This is a genomic window from Providencia sp. AGC89 (assembly GCF_053543535.1).
In genome coordinates, this window is sequence record NZ_JBIXLP010000092.1 from 1 (window position 1) to 20,571 (window position 20,571).

The 20,571-nt window shown below is 39.4% G+C and carries 19 protein-coding genes; 7 read left to right on the forward strand and 12 right to left on the reverse strand.

Going from position 1 to position 20,571, the window contains the following annotated elements; all coding sequences use genetic code 11:
• Positions 1-341: 341 nt before the first annotated feature.
• On the reverse strand, positions 342-908 hold the full coding sequence (gmhB, locus tag ACIPUA_RS21055; RefSeq protein ID WP_071548564.1) for a D-glycero-beta-D-manno-heptose 1,7-bisphosphate 7-phosphatase: 567 nt from the start codon (positions 906-908) through the stop codon (positions 342-344).
• A 171-nt stretch (positions 909-1,079) separates the two neighbouring features.
• Here gmhB and metN point away from each other — a divergent pair, with 171 nt between their 5' ends.
• The 6 genes from metN to proS all read left to right on the forward strand — a co-directional run bounded on the left by metN (position 1,080) and on the right by proS (position 6,724).
• Positions 1,080-2,111: a methionine ABC transporter ATP-binding protein MetN gene (gene metN / locus ACIPUA_RS21060; protein WP_042848958.1), complete on the forward strand. Its 1,032-nt coding sequence runs from the start codon at positions 1,080-1,082 to the stop codon at positions 2,109-2,111.
• On the forward strand, positions 2,104-2,757 hold the full coding sequence (metI, locus tag ACIPUA_RS21065) for a methionine ABC transporter permease MetI (protein ID WP_042848959.1): 654 nt from the start codon (positions 2,104-2,106) through the stop codon (positions 2,755-2,757). The genes metN and metI overlap by 8 nt, the downstream gene beginning before the upstream one ends.
• Before the next feature lie 59 nt (positions 2,758-2,816).
• Positions 2,817-3,638, forward strand: coding sequence for a MetQ/NlpA family lipoprotein (locus tag ACIPUA_RS21070; protein ID WP_042848960.1), 822 nt, complete (start codon positions 2,817-2,819; stop codon positions 3,636-3,638).
• Between the two features lie 127 nt (positions 3,639-3,765).
• The gene (gene rcsF, locus ACIPUA_RS21075) at positions 3,766-4,167 is read left to right on the forward strand and encodes an Rcs stress response system protein RcsF (protein WP_042848961.1); all 402 of its coding nucleotides are present in this window, start codon (positions 3,766-3,768) and stop codon (positions 4,165-4,167) included.
• 7 nt (positions 4,168-4,174) lie between these two features.
• Entirely contained in the window at positions 4,175-4,894 is a 720-nt protein-coding gene (gene tsaA / locus ACIPUA_RS21080) for a tRNA (N6-threonylcarbamoyladenosine(37)-N6)-methyltransferase TrmO (protein ID WP_042848962.1), read from the forward strand.
• Positions 4,895-4,993: 99 nt separating this feature from the next.
• The gene (gene proS, locus ACIPUA_RS21085; RefSeq protein ID WP_048606330.1) at positions 4,994-6,724 is read left to right on the forward strand and encodes a proline--tRNA ligase; all 1,731 of its coding nucleotides are present in this window, start codon (positions 4,994-4,996) and stop codon (positions 6,722-6,724) included.
• Between the two features lie 54 nt (positions 6,725-6,778).
• On the opposite strand, the gene chbG is transcribed toward proS, so the two are convergent.
• From chbG to nlpE, 7 genes are all read right to left on the reverse strand, one after another.
• On the reverse strand, positions 6,779-7,534 hold the full coding sequence (chbG, locus tag ACIPUA_RS21090) for a chitin disaccharide deacetylase (RefSeq protein ID WP_048606326.1): 756 nt from the start codon (positions 7,532-7,534) through the stop codon (positions 6,779-6,781).
• A 31-nt stretch (positions 7,535-7,565) separates the two neighbouring features.
• Positions 7,566-8,921 carry a 6-phospho-beta-glucosidase gene (locus ACIPUA_RS21095; RefSeq protein ID WP_449060134.1) on the reverse strand — a complete coding sequence of 452 codons (1,356 nt, stop codon included), beginning with the start codon at positions 8,919-8,921 and terminating at the stop codon, positions 7,566-7,568.
• Positions 8,922-9,029: 108 nt separating this feature from the next.
• Complete coding sequence (chbR, locus tag ACIPUA_RS21100) at positions 9,030-9,896, reverse strand: transcriptional regulator ChbR (RefSeq protein WP_080750946.1); 867 nt, start codon at positions 9,894-9,896, stop codon at positions 9,030-9,032.
• Between the two features lie 10 nt (positions 9,897-9,906).
• Positions 9,907-10,251, reverse strand: coding sequence for a PTS N,N'-diacetylchitobiose transporter subunit IIA (gene chbA, locus ACIPUA_RS21105; RefSeq protein WP_071548567.1), 345 nt, complete (start codon positions 10,249-10,251; stop codon positions 9,907-9,909).
• 44 nt (positions 10,252-10,295) lie between these two features.
• The gene (gene chbC, locus ACIPUA_RS21110; protein WP_042849009.1) at positions 10,296-11,654 is read right to left on the reverse strand and encodes a PTS N,N'-diacetylchitobiose transporter subunit IIC; all 1,359 of its coding nucleotides are present in this window, start codon (positions 11,652-11,654) and stop codon (positions 10,296-10,298) included.
• A gap of 113 nt (positions 11,655-11,767) precedes the next feature.
• Positions 11,768-12,088, reverse strand: a complete 321-nt coding sequence (locus ACIPUA_RS21115; protein ID WP_042848968.1) for a PTS sugar transporter subunit IIB — start codon at positions 12,086-12,088, stop codon at positions 11,768-11,770.
• Between the two features lie 375 nt (positions 12,089-12,463).
• Positions 12,464-13,120 carry an envelope stress response activation lipoprotein NlpE gene (gene nlpE / locus ACIPUA_RS21120; protein WP_048606323.1) on the reverse strand — a complete coding sequence of 219 codons (657 nt, stop codon included), beginning with the start codon at positions 13,118-13,120 and terminating at the stop codon, positions 12,464-12,466.
• Positions 13,121-13,391: 271 nt separating this feature from the next.
• Here nlpE and rof point away from each other — a divergent pair, with 271 nt between their 5' ends.
• Positions 13,392-13,655, forward strand: coding sequence for a Rho-binding antiterminator (rof, locus tag ACIPUA_RS21125; protein ID WP_042848970.1), 264 nt, complete (start codon positions 13,392-13,394; stop codon positions 13,653-13,655).
• A 63-nt stretch (positions 13,656-13,718) separates the two neighbouring features.
• On the opposite strand, the gene tilS is transcribed toward rof, so the two are convergent.
• The 4 genes from tilS to dnaE form a co-directional block, all read right to left on the reverse strand.
• Positions 13,719-15,068, reverse strand: a complete 1,350-nt coding sequence (gene tilS / locus ACIPUA_RS21130) for a tRNA lysidine(34) synthetase TilS (protein ID WP_449060110.1) — start codon at positions 15,066-15,068, stop codon at positions 13,719-13,721.
• 13 nt (positions 15,069-15,081) lie between these two features.
• Entirely contained in the window at positions 15,082-15,972 is an 891-nt protein-coding gene (locus ACIPUA_RS21135; protein WP_042848971.1) for a DMT family transporter, read from the reverse strand.
• Positions 15,973-16,111: 139 nt separating this feature from the next.
• Positions 16,112-17,071 (reverse strand): acetyl-CoA carboxylase carboxyl transferase subunit alpha, encoded by a 960-nt coding sequence (gene accA / locus ACIPUA_RS21140; protein WP_042848972.1) that lies wholly within the window; start codon positions 17,069-17,071, stop codon positions 16,112-16,114.
• A 12-nt stretch (positions 17,072-17,083) separates the two neighbouring features.
• A complete protein-coding gene (gene dnaE, locus ACIPUA_RS21145; RefSeq protein WP_042848973.1) occupies positions 17,084-20,566 on the reverse strand; it encodes a DNA polymerase III subunit alpha in 3,483 nt (1,160 codons plus the stop codon).
• Positions 20,567-20,571 lie beyond the last annotated feature (5 nt).

Below are 20,571 nucleotides of genomic sequence, written 5' to 3' on the forward strand. Positions count from 1 at the left end.
AGTCACTCTTCAAGACTTAAAATCAAATATTTTTTTGATAGTGTCCTGTGAGTGCCCACACAGATTGTCTGATAAATTGTTAAAGAGCGTTGCGACTAAATCTGTTTGATTTTCGACTTCGAGGTCGTTGTCGCGAGGAGCCGTATAATACGTTTTCCTCTGTGAGAGTCAAGCAATTTTTTGCTTTTTCTTTTCAGAATCTCTCGCTACCGTTTCAGTGTTCATCGCGCTTTGCGTTGTCTTGTTCCCGGTCAGTGGTGGCGCATTATAGGGAGTCAGAAAAATCTGGCAACCCTTTTTTTGCATTTTTTTTCTGACTGCTTACTTAACACTCAAAACGACTATTTTTTGATTCTTTTTAGGGCTTCTGGTAACTCAGCAATACTATTAATGACAATATCTGCATTCTCCATAGCCTCATCAGTGACCTGCTCACCACTTTTCACTAACACAGTGGTACCAACTTTAGCCGCTTTTCCCGCTAGTATATCCGCGAGTTTGTCGCCAACCATAATAGAAGCAGCCATATCTATATTTAAGAATGATTGCGCATCTAGTAACATCCCTGGCTTTGGTTTGCGGCAGTTGCAGTCTTGGCGATACTCTTCAATTTTCGCATCGATATGATGAGGGCAAAAATAGATACCATCTAAGTCAACACCGCGGTCGGCTAACGACCAATCCATCCACTCTGTTAGCTGCATAAACTGGTTCTCGGTATAAATACCACGACCTATGCCAGATTGATTAGTTACAATGACTAATGCATAACCCATTTTTTTTAATTCTAACATCGCTTCAATCGAGCCTTCGATAAATTCAAAGTCATCGATTTTATGAACATAGCCATGATCGATATTGATTGTTCCATCTCTGTCTAAAAAGACTGCGGGGGTCCCGTTACTCACCGATTTGCTCCTCAAATTTAATATCTTTTTAGTATCTCATGAAAAGAAAAGAAATGAGAATAGAATAAATAGAACAATCTTTATTGACTTAGACGTCTAGACGCCTTAACATCCAACAATATTAGATACACTATCTAAAAAAACAATTCAGATAAAAGTTAGAAAATATAAATGATAAAGCTCTCAAATATTAATAAGGTTTTCCAGCAAGGAAACCGTAACATTCAAGCGCTGACTGACATTAGCTTGCATGTTCCTGCTGGTCAGATATATGGCGTAATAGGCGCATCAGGTGCAGGTAAAAGTACACTTATACGTTGCGTAAACATGCTCGAACGCCCTACTTCAGGCCAAGTCGTCGTTGATGGGCAAGATTTAACAGCAATGACAGAAAAAACGTTGACGAGAGCACGCCGTGGCATCGGCATGATTTTCCAACATTTTAACTTATTATCTTCACGTACTGTTTTTGATAATGTGGCGCTTCCTTTAGAGCTTGATAATACGCCTAAGGAAAAAATTAATGAGCGCGTTAATGAATTACTCGAACTGGTTGGTTTAACCGACAAGAAAGATAGTTATCCTGCTAATCTTTCTGGAGGGCAAAAACAACGCGTTGCTATTGCGCGAGCCTTAGCAAACTCACCCAAAGTTCTATTGTGTGATGAAGCGACCAGTGCATTAGACCCTGCGACAACACGCTCTATCCTTGAGTTATTAAAGGATATTAATCGTCGTTTAGGATTAACTATCTTATTAATTACCCATGAAATGGATGTGGTAAAACGCATCTGTGACCAAGTTGCAGTCATCAGCGGTGGTCAGTTAATCGAGAAAGATAAAGTCAGTGAAGTGTTTTCTCATCCGAAAACACCGGTTGCCCAAGCATTTATTCAGTCAACATTAGTGATTGATATTCCAGATGACTATAAAGCTCGTTTAAAAGCTGAATCAGGCAGTGATTTATCGCCATTAGTGAAATTAGAATTTACAGGGCAATCTGTTGATGCTCCTTTAATTTCCATGGCTGTACGCAAGTTCGATATAGATATTAATATATTGAGCTCCCAAATCGACTACGCAGGCGGCGTTAAGTTTGGTGTAATGTTAGCTGAACTACATGGCATCAATGGTGGAGTAGAGTCCACAATTACATTTTTAAAAGAACACCATGTCAAAGTAGAGGTTTTGGGTTATGTCTGAGGGAATGATTTCACTACTTATAACAGGAACGATTGATACTATCATTATGACTTTCGTATCAGCGATCCTCGGTTTTTTATTAGGTGTACCGACAGGTGTTTTACTTTATGTCACTCGCCGTGGGCAAGTGATGGAAAATACAGCTCTTTATAGTGTAATTTCAGCGGTAGTGAACGTATTTCGTTCAATCCCGTTTATCATTCTATTAGTATGGATTAGCCCATTCACTAAATTCTTGGTTGGTTCGGCCATTGGTATTGAAGGCGCTATTGTTCCATTGACAGTTGGCGCAATTCCCTTTATTGCTCGTATGGTTGAAAATACATTATTAGAAGTACCAAGTGGTTTGATTGAAGCTTCAAGGGCTATGGGGGCAACACCGCTACAGATTATTCGTAAAATATTGTTACCTGAATCATTACCGGGGATTATCAACGCAGCAACTATCACATTAATTATGTTAGTCGGCTACTCAGCAATGGGCGGTGCTGTGGGTTCTGGTGGTTTAGGGCAAATTGCAATGCAATATGGGTATTACACCTACAATCCATTAGTGATGAATACCGTACTTGTTTTGTTAATCATTTTAGTTTTCATCATTCAATACACTGGTGAATACTTAATGAAAAAAGTATCACATCGATAGTAAGTAAAATAGCTGCGCCGTTAGGGTGCTTATAAAGTCCGTTTTAAAGGGGTATATCAATGTCTATTAAATTAAAATCTATCGCAGTTGTCGGCGCGCTATTAGGCACTCTAGTTCTCACAGGTTGTGGTGAGAAAGAAAAAGATGCCAACAGCATTAAAGTTGGTGTGATCATGGGCAAAGAATTAGAAGTTGCTGAGGTTGCACAAAAAGTTGCTAAAGAAAAGTATGGCTTAAATGTTGAATTAGTTTCATTTAATGACTTCGTTTTACCTAATGAAGCATTAAGCAAAGGCGATATTGATGCTAACGCATTTCAACACAAACCGTACCTTGATCAACAAATTAAAGATCGTAACTATAAATTAGTTCCTGTGGGCAATACTTTTATTTACCCAATTGCAGCTTATTCTAAAAAAATTAAATCAGTTGATGAATTAGCCGATGGTTCACAAATTGCGCTACCTAATGACCCGACTAACTTAGGCCGCTCTCTACTATTGTTACAACAGCAAGGTTTGATCAAATTAAAAGAGGGCACAGGTTTAATGCCTACTGTTCTGGATGTGGTTGAGAACCCAAAAAACCTGAAATTTGTTGAATTAGAAGCACCTCAATTACCACGAGCTTTGGATGACCAAAAAATTGCTCTAGCCATTATCAATACCACTTGGGCAAGTAGCGCAACACCAAAATTAACACCAGCAAAAGATGGTTTATTCGTTGAAGACAAAGATTCTCCATATGTGAATGTTATTGTTGCCCGTGAAGATAATAAAGATAACGAAAATGTGAAGAAATTTATCCAAGCATATCAATCGGATGAAGTATCTAACAAAGCTAATGAAGTCTTTGATGGTGGTGCAGTTAAAGGCTGGTAATCTTTTTTATTATTAAAAAAACGATTAAAATACTAGGTGGCGTAATGCCATCTAGTATTTTTTGCAATTTATAGACTACAAAACATAGCAACTTAATTTTAGTAACCATATAAGAAAGGTATAACTTATGAGACTGTTATTGCTCACCTTGGTGGCTTTTACGCTAGCCGGGTGTGGAATTAACCAATACACAAGTCCAGGGCAAAACAAAGGTTTCACTAGTATGAAATTGTCTAAACCTGTACCTCGTGTCACAGAACCAGACACCGCAAATGTCAAATTAATGAATAGCCCTGAAGAGCTGTTAGGCATGCCTTTCAAAGACTTAGGTGTTGTTTCTGGGGAATCTTGCCGTGAAAGTGTTCAAAGCCCTCCGGCAAATCTAAACACAGCAAAAAACAGCATGTTAACCCAAGCTGCTTATATTGCCGCCGATGCAGTGCTTTTACATCAATGCCAAACAATGACCTCACCGGGCTGTTATCAGGCAACCATTTGTGAAGGCAGTGCATTACAAATTGTTGAATAATAAATCAATGCAATCTTTTCAATTTAATGTTATTGGCCATATTGAATCACCTTATAAAGAAAAGTTTGCCATCCCGCGCCAGCCTGGACTCGTTCTAGGCGGTGTAGGACGCCTACATTTACACCCGCCTTATAATGACCCAAACACTGTTCGAGGGCTCAAGCAATTTAGCCATATTTGGGTTTTATTTATTTTTCATCAAACGATGGAAGGCGGTTGGAAGCCTTTAGTTCGTCCGCCGCGCCTTGGTGGCAACCAGAAAATGGGGGTTTTTGCGACGCGTTCAACTTTTAGACCAAACCCTATCGGTATGTCACTTGTTGAATTAAAAGGGATAACGGAAAAAGATAATCAAGTTATCCTTGACCTAGGTAGCCTTGATTTACTTGATGGTACGCCAGTGATTGATATTAAGCCTTATTTGCCCTTCGCTGAAGCGTTACCAGAAGCCATTGCAGGATACGCACAAGAGGCGCCTACAGACGATATGCAGGTTATATTTACTGTACAAGCCCAACAGGAATTAAATCTCTATCAAAGACAATACCCTAAATTGAAGCAATTTATTGAACAAGTACTAATGCAAGACCCTCGTCCTGCTTATAAAAAACAATCTACTGAAATTCGTGACTACGCTGTCCATTTATTAGATTTTAATATTCGCTGGCGAGTAATTCGTGGTGTGACTGAAGTATTCGCTATTGAACCGTATGAAAAAACGCGTTAACCCCTTTTGGCAAATGTCAGTCACTGGTAGACTAGCTCTCTATATACCTTGGTAAGCAAACGACTTATCATAATTTGTTGTTCTAATGGAACCTATACAATGCGTACTAGCAAATATCTGCTCTCAACTCTAAAAGAGACCCCTGCGGATGCAGAAGTTATCAGCCATCAGCTGATGCTGCGTGCAGGAATGATCCGTAAACTTGCTTCTGGTCTGTATGACTGGTTACCCACTGGCGTGCGTGTACTACGAAAAGTAGAAACCATTGTTCGTGAAGAAATGGAAAATGCAGGTGCTATCGAGGTATCTTTACCCGTAGTTCAACCGGCAGATTTATGGCAAGAAAGTGGGCGTTGGGAACAGTATGGTCCTGAATTGCTACGTTTTGTTGACCGTGGTGAACGGCCTTTCGTTCTAGGCCCAACTCATGAAGAAGTCATTACTGATTTAATACGTAATGAAATCACCTCTTATAAACAACTGCCTTTGAATTTATTCCAAATTCAAACTAAATTCCGTGACGAAGTTCGCCCACGCTTTGGTGTCATGCGTTCACGTGAATTTATCATGAAAGATGCATATTCGTTCCACATCAATCAAGAATCGTTACAAGAAACTTACGATGCGATGTACGAAGCGTATAGCAAAATTTTCACTCGCATTGGCTTTGACTTCCGTGCAGTCCAAGCGGATACCGGCTCAATTGGTGGTAGCGCTTCTCACGAATTCCAAGTACTTGCGAAAAGTGGTGAAGACGACGTTGTTTTCTCAACGGAATCTGATTTTGCTGCAAACATTGAATTTGCTGAAGCAGTTGCACCTACGGCACCACGTGGAGCAGCAACAGAAGAAATGCGTTTAGTCGATACTCCAAATGCAAAAACTATTGCTGAGCTGGTCGAACAATTCCATTTACCTATTGAAAAGACAGTTAAAACATTAATTGTTCACGCCAAAAAAGATTCTGGTCATACATTGGTCGCGTTGTTAATCCGTGGTGATCATGAGCTTAATGAAATTAAAGCGGAAAAACACCCTTTAGTTGCGAGCCCACTTGAGTTCGCTTCTGAAGAAGAAATTAGAAATGCGGTAAATGCAGGTCCGGGTTCTTTAGGCCCTGTTAATATGCCATTACCTATCGTTATCGACCGTAGTGTTGCAATAATGAGCGACTTTGGCGCGGGTGCGAATATTGATGGTAAACACTATTTCGGTATTAACTGGGAACGTGATCTACCGACTCCTGACACTTTTGATCTGCGTAATGTCGTTAATGGTGACCCAAGCCCAGATGGTAAAGGGGTACTACAAATTAAACGTGGTATCGAGGTCGGTCATATTTTCCAATTAGGGACTAAATACTCTGAAGCGATGAAAGCTTCTGTCCAAAATGAAGAAGGCCATAATCAAATCGTGACAATGGGTTGTTATGGTATTGGTGTAACTCGTATCGTTGCAGCAGCTATTGAACAAAGCCACGATGAGCGTGGGATCATTTGGCCGGATGCGATTGCACCATTCCAAGTTGCAATTTTGCCAATGAATATGCATAAATCTTACCGCGTTAAAGAAGTTGCAGAAAAACTGTATGCTGATTTAAAAGCCAACGGTATTGATGTTATTTTTGATGACCGTAAAGAGCGCCCTGGTGTGATGTTTGCCGATATGGAATTAATTGGTGTGCCATACACCATTGTTATTGGTGATCGTAATTTAGATAATAACCAAGTTGAATACAAATCTCGTCGCAGTGATGACAAAGACTTGGTTGGTCTAGACAATGTGGTTAGCTTCTTAAAAGAAAAGTTAGCAGCTCGTTTAGTTAAATAACCAAAACAATAAAAAGCCCCCAGCCATTGGTTCTCCAACTATTGGGGTTTTTTTTTAAATATCTCGATATGAACCAATTTTAAAGCCACGCTCTAAGATCCGCATCTTTAAATTCTCTGAGGTCAGCACTTCTAATTCATTCAACCGTGGATAGGCATAATTGCTTTTTAATAAAGCATTATCAATAAATGCAGGATGACTCATTATCTCAATGGAGCGATTTCCATGTAGTTTCGCTTCGTCTAAAATCTGCAAAAATAATGACTCACTAATTTTATCACCATAAAACTCACTACTAAAAGAATCAGTGCTAGCAACTTGATATGACAAAGGCGGCCAATTTTTTTCTAATTGACGATCAACTCGCAATGCAATACCTTTTTCCTGTGCAAAGTTAACAATGATAGGAAAGACCCCTTCTATCATATGCACATGGTGATGGCTATCTATGTGACTTGGCTTTCGACCGAAAACCTCAATAAATTTCTGGTATTGCTGATTTAGCTCTTCTTCAATTTCATTTAATGGCAATTCATTTGTGTCTATATCCCACAACCATTTACCAAGCAAACCATCACGACACAAAGATGGCATCGATGAAAAAGGTTTGCCCGCGGTCAAAACAAAATGCATACCTACCGCTAAATTAGGGTAATCATGACTTAATTTTGCGGCATCCGATATCGCGGGCATATTCATCATAGCCGTAGTTGAATGAACAACTCCATTTCGATGGGATTCAATGATCCCATAGTTTACAGCGCGACATAATCCAAAATCATCAGCATTAACAATAAGTAATGAAGACATAGTATTTCCCTTAACCCTGTATATAATCGCCCTATTTACTTGCCTGCTCTAATTTTTTTATCACTTCATCAAAGTTAGGCAGGTATTTTTTATGAGCAATTAACAATTCTTTTGAAATTAAACGAGCATCTTTATCAGAGTGAATTAATGGATTTAGATTCATAGCCAATAAGACATCATTAAAATCACCATTGGTTGCAGCTCTACTTGTTGCTATTTCAAAGTTTTTCAATGTATAAATTAACCCTAGTACCTTATCATCGAAATGCGTAATTCTTGGATGAGGCATAGCACCATCACGTCCAAGTATACAGGTCATTTCTACAGTCCAATCGCTTGGAATATTATCAATATGGCCATGGTGTGGGATATTTACATAGTGCTCTGTCTTTTTATCATTGTAGATTGCATTTATCACTTCACAGGCAGCATCCGAATAATATGCTCCCCCCCGCAGCTCTAATTCCTTAGGTTTAACATCGAGGGATGGGTTTTTATAAAGCTCGAAAAGTTGATGCTCAACTTTTTGCACAATTTGTGCTCGAGCCCCACCTTTATAATATTCGCCAAGCTCTATTGCTAACATTTCTTTAGGTTTAAAATAGTATAATAAATACGAGCAAGGGATTAGATTTAAGCCTCTGATTAACCCTTCTTCAAAGGCTAGGTCAGTAATGTTTTTTACTGAATTTGCGCTTAATGTCCCTGCGGCAATTCCTTCTAATAGTTCATCAAAGCGTGATACACCATTTACAATAACATCTTTGATAAAAACCATATGGTTTAAACCAAATAGATCTATTGATAACTCATCTTTTTCAGATAGTTGCAAAACATCTGTAATAAACATTTTCATACCGATTGGAATATTACAGACACCAATGAAGCGTTTAAAATCAGTATGACGATATACTGCTTCTGTCACCATACCTGCTGGGTTGGTAAAATTAATCACCCATGCATTTGGGCAAATTTCTTCAACATCTTTAATAATATCGAAAATAACAGGAATGGTACGTAACCCTTTAAATAACCCACCAGCACCGTTAGTTTCTTGCCCTAAATAACCATGTTTTAACGGAATTGACTCATCCAGCTCACGCGCTTTTAATTGACCAACCCTTAATTGAGTCGTAACAAAATCAGCATCTATTAATGCTTCTCTTCGATCTAATGTTTTATATAATTTTAAAGGGACTCCTGCATGTTTAACCATACGCTCACATAAGTTAAAAATAATATCTAACTTTTCTTTCCCTTCTTCAACATCAACTAACCATAATTCCGTAATAGGTAATTCGTGATACCGCTTAATAAAACCTTCTAACAATTCAGGTGTATAGCTACTACCACCGCCAATAGTGACAACTTTTAATTTCTGAGTCATATTAACCTCATTGAACCTTATAAAATGAATATAGAAAAGCACACCATCTTTATCAAAAGATGGTTATGCTTGAGTTTTCTTAAAAGAAAAATTAACTTAAATAAAAAATTAACCCACCATTTTTTGCTCAACACTAAATAGATTTTTTCTATAATCACTTGGTGTTAATGATGTTAACTCTTTAAATTTTTTCACAAATAAACTGGGGCTACTATACCCTGATTCAAATGCAATATCGGTAATTGAATAATTAGTTATTTCAAGCTGTTTTTTAGCAAAATTAATTCTTATATCATTAATAATTTGCATCGGCGTTTTGCCATAATATCGTTTTGTTGCGCGAGTTAAATACTCTTGTGATTTGCCAGTAATTGTTATCATATTTTGCAACGCACTTTCACTAAACATCGCGATATCATGCATTTCTTCCAATGTACTTTTTAACCATTGGGGGGCATCATCCCGCATACTTTTCTCACGAAAATGGCGTAACCGATTAACTACGTTAAATGTAACTAATTCAATAAATTCATTAAATTCACTATCGCGGAAGTTCAATGATGCGATTACCGATTCGATATAAGCCATAAATTCATTTTTTAATTGGTAGCTTTGTGATGCAACAAAGCAATTTGGTAATAATGGCAAATAATGCTTATCGAAAAATGCTTTGCTAATTCCGACATTTAATATCCGTGTAGGACCAAAGTCATAAGCACTTTCATGGTAGGAGCCAATTGGTAGAAATACAAAATCCCCACGCTCTAATAAAACTTTTTTTCCATTTATAATTTGATAACAACGACCAGTTAGAACAATCATATATTCATAATAATCGTGTTGATGCAGTCCACTTGCACTCTCAACTTTATTATAAATAAAGACATGAAAGGTTTTATTATTAAAAAGTTCACTTTCTTGAACCAATTTAATCTCAGCATTAGTGTCGGTTCTATTCATCAGTGTCTGCATCATGAGCCTCTCTCTAATGATTTATTTTTTCATGTAACTCAATTAATTCTGTAATTAATTCACGGGCTAACATAGCATTCATTAAGTGATCTTGAGCATGAACAAGAACTAAACTCACTTTGATTCTCCCTTCTCCCATATCACTTTCAATCAATTGAGTTTGTACTTTATGAGCTTCATTTAATGAAGCATGAGACTGCTCCATTAAACTTTTCGCTGTCACGAAATCACCCGCTTTGGCTTTTTTCAGCGCAGTGTAGGCTAAACTTCGAGCTTGCCCCGCATTAATAATTAACCCCATGACAACTTCTTCTAGTTCATTGCTTGCGTCTTCTTGGATATCATCAAGTTCAAACATATTTTTATCTCGACTTAAATGGGAGGAGCAAGCTCCTCCATATTTTAAAACTTCAGTGCATTCGCAATATCTTCTTCACTTTCTTCTTCATCTATCGTGTTTTGGGCTTTATTCGAAATGACCACAAACGGTAGATAAACAAGAACAGCAACACCAAGGTTGAATAAGGCAAGTAATAAGGCAGCAATACTTCCATTGGTGTTAAAGAAAGCAGCCAAACCTGTTGGCATCGTCCACGGAGCAATATTTGTCACCGGTGGGATGATCCCTAAAGAATATGCTGCCACCATTATTCCTGCCAATAATGGCTGAATCAAAATAAAGGGGATAAACATCACAGGATTCATAATGATCGGTAAACCAAAAATAATAGGCTCATTAATTTGGAAGATACCTGCAGGTAAAGCTAACTTAGCAACTTGGCGATGATCAGCACGACGTGAAGCAATAAAAATTGCAATAATCAGACCTAATGTCGCCCCTGTTCCACCTAAAAATACATAGGAGTCAAGCATAGGCTTCGCCCACATATGGAAGGATTTACCAGCTGCAATTGCTGCGTCAACTGAGCCATACTCTGCATATAAAGAAACGTTTTCTAATGCCCAAGGCGTCATAATACCGCTATCTAACGCCGTTAATGCTAATGAACCATGGATACCAAAAAACCACAGCAGCGACGTAAAGACCACATAAGCCCATCCAACCACATTTCCCATCGATGCTAAAGGCGTTGAAACACTATCCATGATAATTTGATGAAAATTAGTGCTAATCCCCGTTAGCGCCCATGACACTATTCCCATAATAGATAAGATAATAAAACCAGGAATAAGTGCAGAAAACGAACGTGAAACTGATGGCGGAACGCTATCTGGTAATTTGATAACCCAATTACGGCGGACAATAAAAGTGAACATTTCAGCGACGACTAACCCTAAAATAATCCCTGAAATGATATTTGCTCCACCCAACCAATTCGCCCCAACGGCATAGGCACCATTTACATCATAAGGTGTTACTGTCATAAAAGAAGCTATAGCAAGTAACCCTGCAGCTAGCGGGTCAACTTTGCGTTCTTCTGCTAATGCCATGGCAATAAAGAAAGGGGCCATTAGAGACATAATACCTAGTGTCCCATTATAAACATTTCCCCCTATCACTTTAAAACCGTTTAATGTTTCGATTGTTGAAGGTTCTAATCGAACACCTAAAGAATAAAAAAACGACCCTGTATCAAAACTAAGAAAAACATTATTAATTAGTACAAACATAGCCCCAACGAGTGTTAGAGGCATTATTCTAATAAAACCATTCTTTATTGCATTAACATGAGGCTGCTTTCCCAATCGAACCGCGAATGGAAGGAGTACCTTTTCAAGCGAAGTGATAACAAGACTCATAAAAATACCCTCAATTTTTTGAGTATGCTCCATTCTTAATTAGCTAAAGATCGTATTAGCACCAATATCGATGGAGTTATTATGTAATAGAGGTAGTTAGTAGCGCTCTAATATTAACCTGCTGTTTGGTTTTTAATGATTGCCACGGCCGCTTTTAACACTCCTAATCCATCAACCTTGCCGTACAAAAGTGAGTCAATCACCTCAACGGGTTTGTTCGGCAATAATTTTTGAATATCAGATTGCATCCAAGCAATTTGCGGCCCAAGTAATACCAAATCAGCATCGACACCTTTTTCTGCTGCTAAGCTTTCAGGGAAAGCTTCAATGTTGACTGGTACATCATATTTCTCTGCCTGTTGCCTCATTTTGTTAACTAGCAGTGAGGTAGACATCCCCGCAGAACAAAATAAATAGATATTTTTTTTCTTCATTCCTTATCCTTAGATTCGTTCTATCTTTTAATTACCGCTGTAATTTATAAGTTTTTTTGCAGACTTACAGCATTTACTAACACTACAAACTAAAAATAAAAATTCTTTCTAGTTGAATGAAGTATACGTACTTCCCCTAGTTTTCGATATTTCAATGTCATCAAGAATTGTCTCTCATTGACCAATCGTTATGACCCCCCTCACATTTATACAAATATTTTGCGTTAATAAAAAAGTTATATTGATATCAAAAAAGCAAAGGCTGGTGAATATATTGATAAATCGAAGGGATTTTGGCTGATATTTTAGATAGTTAATAAAAGAAAAAGGCTCAATATAACTATTGAGCCTTTAATAGAAATGGATGTACTAAGATTAGTTACAAGAAGCAGATTTATCGAAATTGATGTTACCTGTAGGAACTAATGCAGGATCAAATTGACCATCTTCCATTGATGGACGAACAGTATAATAACCTTCTAACTCAACATACACCGGTGTTCCACCATCAACACCTGTTTCACTATATGCTTTTTCTAATTCAATACCTGATGCTGAATATTGGCGCCCACTTTCACATTCAGTGAACACAGCAGCGTCCGCCATATAACGGTACTGACCTATTTTTTTGCTTGGCTTAACTTTCTCTAACGTATAATTCATTTGCGATTCAATCGGATTACCTTCTAAATCAAGTAAAGTAACCGACTTCCCATCCGCAGCTTGAGAGAAATAAGTATTCTCACCTTTTGGGTTAGTTGTGCGTAATTTGTTATCTTCAATAGCCCATTTACCTGAATCATGGAAAGCACTATCGCCATCCTTTGTTCCTAAATAGATCAATTGCTCAACATAGCTGCCATCTTGGTTAACTAATAAGGTTGCTTCAATACCAGAACAGTCTGCACAAGGTAGTACACCTGTGTAAACATTATCTACTGGTGATGATTCTGTATTTTTTGCAACTGTCTGACAGCCAGCTAACGTGACAGCCCCAACAGCCATTAATACTAACATTAGTGATTTTTTCATTATAATACCCTTAAAATCATACATTTTTATTCGTTAACCGATTTCTCAATCATAACATTTCAAAACTTAAAAAAACGGCAGGGATAAGAAAATTCGGACATTACTGATAAAATACGTTATGAATTAATTTAATGAATAAGAATTGTCTTTTTCCTCTAGCTACGATTATAGTTATTAAATTTACTGTGCTATTATCGTAGCAAGCGCTTTTTTGCTTGATACAACATGTTCAAGGCGGCAATAACCGCCACTAACACAGTGGTGAGGGAATATGTCTACAGATACTGAATATCAACCTATCAATTGTGATGATTACGAATATCTAGAAATTGCATGCCAACGTCAATTAAAGTTACAGATAAAACTTAATGACGGCGAGAATATTGAAGGGCAGGCCAGTGATTTGCTCCTGCGAAAAAAAGTCGAGTACCTGATTGTTGAAACGCATGAAGGAACCAAGGAACTACGACTGGATTGCATAAACTCCTTCAGTCATCCAGAAATCGGCACAATTGTTGTCGACCACTCTCACTAATACTCACATTATTGAGTCCTTCTATCCCCCCTTATGATAATCACAGTCATAAGGGGTTTCTCTTTATAACAGCGCCTTAAATACACTGCCTTGCTGCCAATCAATCGCTATCCCTAATTGTGTCTCATCAGCCAGCCCTTCAGGCGTAATAAAACAACCTACAGCCGTGATAAGCTGGTCATTATAATAAACTAGAGGCACTCGCTCACGCATCCACGGAGCAACCCCCAGTTCTTGCCATAGCTTTTTGCTACTTCTTGAACGATGGCGACCCACGATATTCAATGTGCCTTGCAACCCAAAGCGAATAGTTGCTGTTTCATGAGGCAACGGAGGGCGTATTTGCCCTTGCCCAGCCATAACATGAAGTACACCAAGAGATTCTGGCAATTCAAATGGTTTTGGATAATGCCATTGAAACTGCTTGTTCGCTAAACTATTAATACGCTTAATAACCCATAATGCCCCTTGGTACCGACGAACTTCAAATTGGCCTAATCGGCAAATTGGGTCGGCATCTTGTCGAGCTAAAGCAACTTCTTGCCAAATTCGTTCTAATTGGTTAAAAGGTGGCATCGGGAGTTGATGCAAACCTATCCAACGGCGGATTAATGCATTACGCTTTGATAATGAACAATCTTGTAGGTCATCAATAAATAGCCCACCTCGATAATCCATCATGCCTTCTAGCGTTTCCTTCAATAATTCATCAAGTAACGTTTCTTGTTCAGCACATAAAGCTGCGCTGCGAGCAACAGCATGCGAAAAGTGCGGCCAACGTTCTGTTAATGCAGGCATGATATGTAGACGAAGAAAATTCCTATCATAGCGATCATCTTGGTTACTATCGTCCTCAACCCACGCAAGTTGGTTTTCCTGCATGTAAGTTTCTAACTCAACACGTGGCGTTGAAAGTAACGGGCGCAATAGCCATGTAGCCCCACTCAAAGCAAGAAATGGTAACGATTCAGGCATAGATGATAACCCTGCGGGGCCACTGCCTCTCTTAAGCGCCAACATAAATGTTTCTGCTTGGTCATCAAGATGCTGTGCCGTCACTAGGATTTCATTTGCCATTAACTCTTCACGGTAAGCTTGATACCGCGCATCGCGTGCGGCTGCTTCAACCCCTTTTTGGCTGGGGTCAACCGTCACATGTCGGCAAATAAAAGGGATATCCCACTGTGAGCATAACTGAGCACAATGTTGTTCCCACGCATCCGCTTTATGGTTTAGCCCATGATGAATATGTATTGCGCGGATACTCAATGTAGGAAGGTGAGTTTGCCGAATTTGAAAAAGGGCATGCAATAACACCGTTGAGTCAATGCCGCCACTAAAGCCCACCAATAGCTGCTCAAAACCCTGTATTTTATTTAAAATACGCTCAATGATGATATTTGATTGCTGCACTATTAGCCTACCCTTATTCACGATTTCTGACTTTCCCTTTTATACCAACACATAAAACACCTGAAATGATCACAAGCAACACCCCTATGATATAGGCGATTTCAAACGGATCACTTAAAATTAATACCAACCACAGCACCGATAGTACAGGGGACAAAAACACGACAGAGGCGATTTTTGCCGAATGGCCCGTATTCATTGCTTTAAACCATAGAATATACGAAACGCCGTTGATTAAAATACCATTAATCAGTGTTGGCCAAAAAGCAGCTTTTGAGGGTAACTGTACTTCGCTAAACAGTAGCAGTAGCACAAGCGAGGTCAGTGTGGAGAAGATAAATAGCCATACTGTACTGATATAAGGGTCGATCGAATATTGCCGAGAAAAAACGGACATTAGCGCAAAACAAAAAGCACCACTAAAGACTAATAATAGCGCCGTTGGGTTTTCTACATGCAGCTGAGTAATTTGCCCCTTGGTAAAGGTAATTATCACGGCAATAAACCCAATAATAATGCCAACTATTTGCCTACCCGCTAACTTATCCTTTAATAATACCACTGACAGCAAAATAATAATTAATGGCCAACTGTACTGAATAACTAAGACTGCAATTCCATTTTCGATGGAATAACCGTAATACAATAGTAAGTAGAACAAACAATCCAAAAAACCAAGAATAAACACTTTTTTTATCGTGTTTCTAGGTAAAATAAACAGCTTACTCACTTTATAGCCAGAACCTAAAGCAACAATCACGACAGATATTGCTGATATCAAATTAGACCAAAATAGAAACTGAAAACTATCCATTCCAGCTTGCCCTAAACGGGAAACAATAGGAATAAAGCTCCATATCAATACACAAGCCAAAGCGTACATTAGGTAATTATATTGTCTCACTTTAGTTCCTATCTATTGTTCTTCTTAGCAGATAACCGAATGGCAATTTAGACCTTAACTTATCGGTTATATTAGAAAATAAAAAACGGGAGCAAGCAAAAGCAAACTCCCGTTTTTTTAACTAATTAACGACTCGCAATTAGCAGTAACCGTATTCCATTAAACGTTGGTAACGACGGTTTTTCAACGCTTCCGCGTCTAATAACTCTAATTCGTTAAGGTCTTCAGTGAGGCGAGCTTTTAAATGCTCTGCAATCTCATCATAATTACGATGAGCACCACCTAAAGGTTCAGCCACAACATTATCAATTAGTTTCAATTCTTTCAGACGAGGTGCGGTGATCCCCATCGCCTCAGCCGCTAATGGGGCTTTATCAGCGCTTTTCCACAGAATGGATGCGCAGCCTTCCGGCGAAATAACAGAATAAGTACTGTATTGCAACATGTTGACTTTATCGCCAACACCGATTGCCAGTGCCCCACCTGAACCACCTTCACCAATAACGGTACAAATAACCGGAACGGAGAGGCGTGACATCTCACGTAAGTTACGAGCAATAGCTTCTGATTGACCGCGCTCTTCAGCACCAACACCAGGGTATGCGCCTGGAGTATCAATGAATGTAATAATCGGTAGATTAAAGCGTTCAGCCAATTCCATCAAACGCAAAGCCTTGCGATAACCTTCAGGAGCTGGCATACCAAAATTACGACGGATTTTTTCTTTTGTTTCACGCCCTTTTTGGTGACCAATAATCATCACTGGACGACCATCTAAACGTGCCATTCCGCCCACAATAGCTTTATCATCCGCATAGGCACGGTCGCCCGCTAATTCTTGGAAATCGGTAAAAATGCGCGGAATATAATCCAAAGTATAAGGACGACGTGGATGACGAGCAAGTTTAGCAATTTGCCAAGCACCCAGATCAGAGAAAATTTTACGTGTCAGTTCAACACTCTTTTCACGTAAACGAGCAACCTCTTCATCTAGGTTGACTTCTAAGTTGTTATCTTGACGGCTAACCGCTGTTAGAGAATCAATTTTCGCCTCTAATTCCGCAATTGGCTGTTCAAAATCAAGAAAATCCAGACTCATAATATTCCTATTTTAGTCAAATTCTAATTCTACCTGCTCACTACCCAGCAGAGTTCGAAGATCGTTCAGAAGGGGATCTACGGGTGTCACACGCCAAACAACACCAAATTTAAGCTTAGCTCTGGCATCATCCTTCTGGTAATACAAATGAACCGGGATCGTTCCTGAACGGTGAGGTTCAAGAGTACTACGAAGCCGATTCAGTAATTGATCGTTAATTTGTTTGTCTGACAGTGAAATTGCAAGCCCTCGTGCATATTTTTCCCTTGCTTCACCAATATCCATTAACTCACGCACTGTCATTTTATTACCACCATTGAAATCATCAAAGCTGACCTGACCGGTGGCTATCAGGATATTGTCTTTTTCCAGCAGGTGCTGGTACTTATCGAGTGCATCTGAAAATAGCATAATATCCAGACGACCGGAACGATCATCAAGCGTACAAATACCTATTCTATTACCACGCTTGGTTGTAATCACTTTAGCTGAAAGTACTAAACCTACCACAGTTGTCACTTGACCACGAGGGGTTGGGTTCACATCTTTTAATCTAAGACCGTTAGTATAGCGTTCTATTTCGCTCAAGTATCGTGTTATTGGATGCCCTGTTAAATATAAACCAAGCGTTTCCCTTTCACCATCCAAAACCACTTGCTCGGGCCATTTCGGTACGCTAGCGTAAGAACTTTCCACCTGTTCTGGCGCATCCGCTAATACGCCAAACATATCAGCTTGGCCAATAGCTTCTGCTTTCGCATGTTGATCGGCAGCTTTTAATGCATCTTCTAATGAAGACATTAATGCCGCACGATGAGGGCCTAATCGGTCAAAGGCCCCCGCCATAATCAGTTTTTCCATCACCCGTCGGTTAATTTTTTTTATATCAACACGGGCACAGAGATCAAAAATTTCTTTAAAGAAGCCACCTTGTTGACGAGCTTCAACAATCGCCTCAATCGGGCCTTCACCAACCCCTTTAATCGCGCCAATACCGTAAACTATCTCACCCTCGTCATTGACATGGAAATGATAAAGCCCACTATTGATATCCGGTGGCAATACTTTTAATCCCATTCGCCAACATTCGTCAACTAAACCAACCACTTTTTCTGTATTATCCATATCAGCGGTCATTACTGCAGCCATAAATTCGGCTGGATAATGGGCTTTTAACCATAAAGTTTGATATGAAACTAATGCATATGCAGCTGAGTGAGATTTATTAAACCCATAACCGGCAAATTTCTCTACCAAGTCAAAGATTTTCATTGATAGCTCGCCGTCAACACCATTTTTGATTGCGCCTTCTTCAAAAATGGACCGTTGCTTGGCCATCTCTTCTGGTTTCTTTTTCCCCATAGCTCGACGCAGCATATCTGCACCGCCAAGTGTGTAACCAGCCAAAACTTGCGCAATCTGCATAACCTGTTCTTGGTACAGAATAATGCCATAAGTTGGTTCTAGAACAGGTTTTAATGACTCATGTTGCCACTGTACATCAGGGTAAGAAATTTCTTCGCGACCATGCTTACGGTCAATAAAGTTATCTACCATCCCTGATTGCAAAGGGCCGGGACGAAAAAGAGCAACTAAGGCGATCATATCCTCAAAACAGTCTGGACGTAACCGCTTGATCAAATCTTTCATTCCACGGGATTCTAACTGGAATACCGCCGTGGTTTCTGAGCGTTGTAACATATCGAAGCTTTTTTGATCATGCAATGGGATCGCTGCGATATCAATCGGATCTAAATTTTTCTTGGCTCGACGTGCGTTGATCATTTCCAACGCCCAGTTGATGATTGTCAGTGTGCGTAAACCAAGGAAGTCAAACTTCACTAACCCTGCGTATTCAACATCGTTTTTATCGAATTGAGTAACAGGGTTATTTCCTTCTGCATCACAATACAGCGGCGCAAAATCAGTAATTTTCGTGGGGGCAATAACGACACCACCCGCATGTTTCCCTGCGTTTCGGGTCACACCTTCAAGCTTACGCGCCATATCAATAAGCGCTTTAACTTCTTCATCAGCTTCGTATATTTCTGGCAATTGGGGTTCAGCTTCAAAAGCTTTTTCCAATGTCATACCTGGATCAGGTGGCACTAATTTCGAAATTCTGTCAACAAAACCATAAGGGTGACCAAGCACGCGCCCTACATCTCGGATAACCGCTTTTGCAGCCATCGTACCGAAAGTGATGATTTGCGAAACAGCATCGCGCCCATACATATGAGCAACGTGTTCAATCACTTGGTCACGTTTTTCCATACAGAAATCGACGTCAAAGTCTGGCATCGAAACACGTTCAGGGTTAAGAAACCGCTCAAACAGTAAGTCAAATTCCAAAGGGTCAAGATCAGTAATTTTTAAAGCATAAGCGACAAGTGAGCCCGCGCCTGACCCCCTGCCCGGCCCTACAGGGACACCATTATCTTTTGACCACTGGATAAATTCCATTACGATCAAGAAGTAACCGGGAAACCCCATTTGGTTAATAACGTTTAGCTCAATATCTAAACGCTCATCATACTCGGGCCTCTTTTCTGCCCTAACTTTTTCATCTGGAAAGAGAAATTCTAAGCGCTCTTCAAGCCCTTCTTTTGAGCGTAAAACCAGAAAATCTTCCGTTTTCATATCCCCAGTAGGGAATTGTGGTAAGAAATATTCACCAAGACGGATGGTCACGTTACAACGCTTAGCAATCTCTACACTGTTTTCTAACGCTTCAGGGATGTCAGCAAATAGCTCACACATCTCTTCTTCAGAACGTAAATATTGCTGAGGGCTATAATTTTTAGGCCTTTTAGGGTCGACAAGTGTAAACCCATCATGGATGGCAACTCGGATCTCGTGAGCATCGAAATCACTACTTTCAATAAAACAAACGTCATTGGTAGCAACAACAGGTAAGCCTTTTTTAGTGGCTAGCTCAACGGCTGCGTGTAAGTAGCTTTCTTCATCCGGTCGACCAGTTCTTATTAACTCTAAATAATAACTGTCTGGGAAATGGGTTTCATAAAATTCAAGACATTCATCGACAAGCGCCTGATTACCTCTTAAAAGAAATTGACCGACATCTCCTTTGCGCCCACCTGAAAGTAAAATCAGGCCTTCTTTATGTTTTGCTAACCAATCACGGTGGATTGTTGGGCCTATTGCCCCATAACCTTTTTGATAGGCTTCAGAAATCAGCAAGGTTAGGTTCTGATAGCCTTCATTATTACGCGCTAAAATAGTTAAATGTGAAATTTCATCGCCTAATAATTCACTTTCAACATAAAAATCTGCACCAATAATTGGCTTAATCCCTGCACTATGGGCAGCCCCATAGAACCTAACTAACCCACAAAGGTTAGTAAAGTCTGTGATTGCAAATGCGGGCATTCCCATAGCGGCCACTTTTTTAACTAATGGACCCGTTTTAGCTAACCCATCAATCATGGAATAGTCACTATGGACACGCAAATGAATAAAACGAGGAGATGCCATCGAAT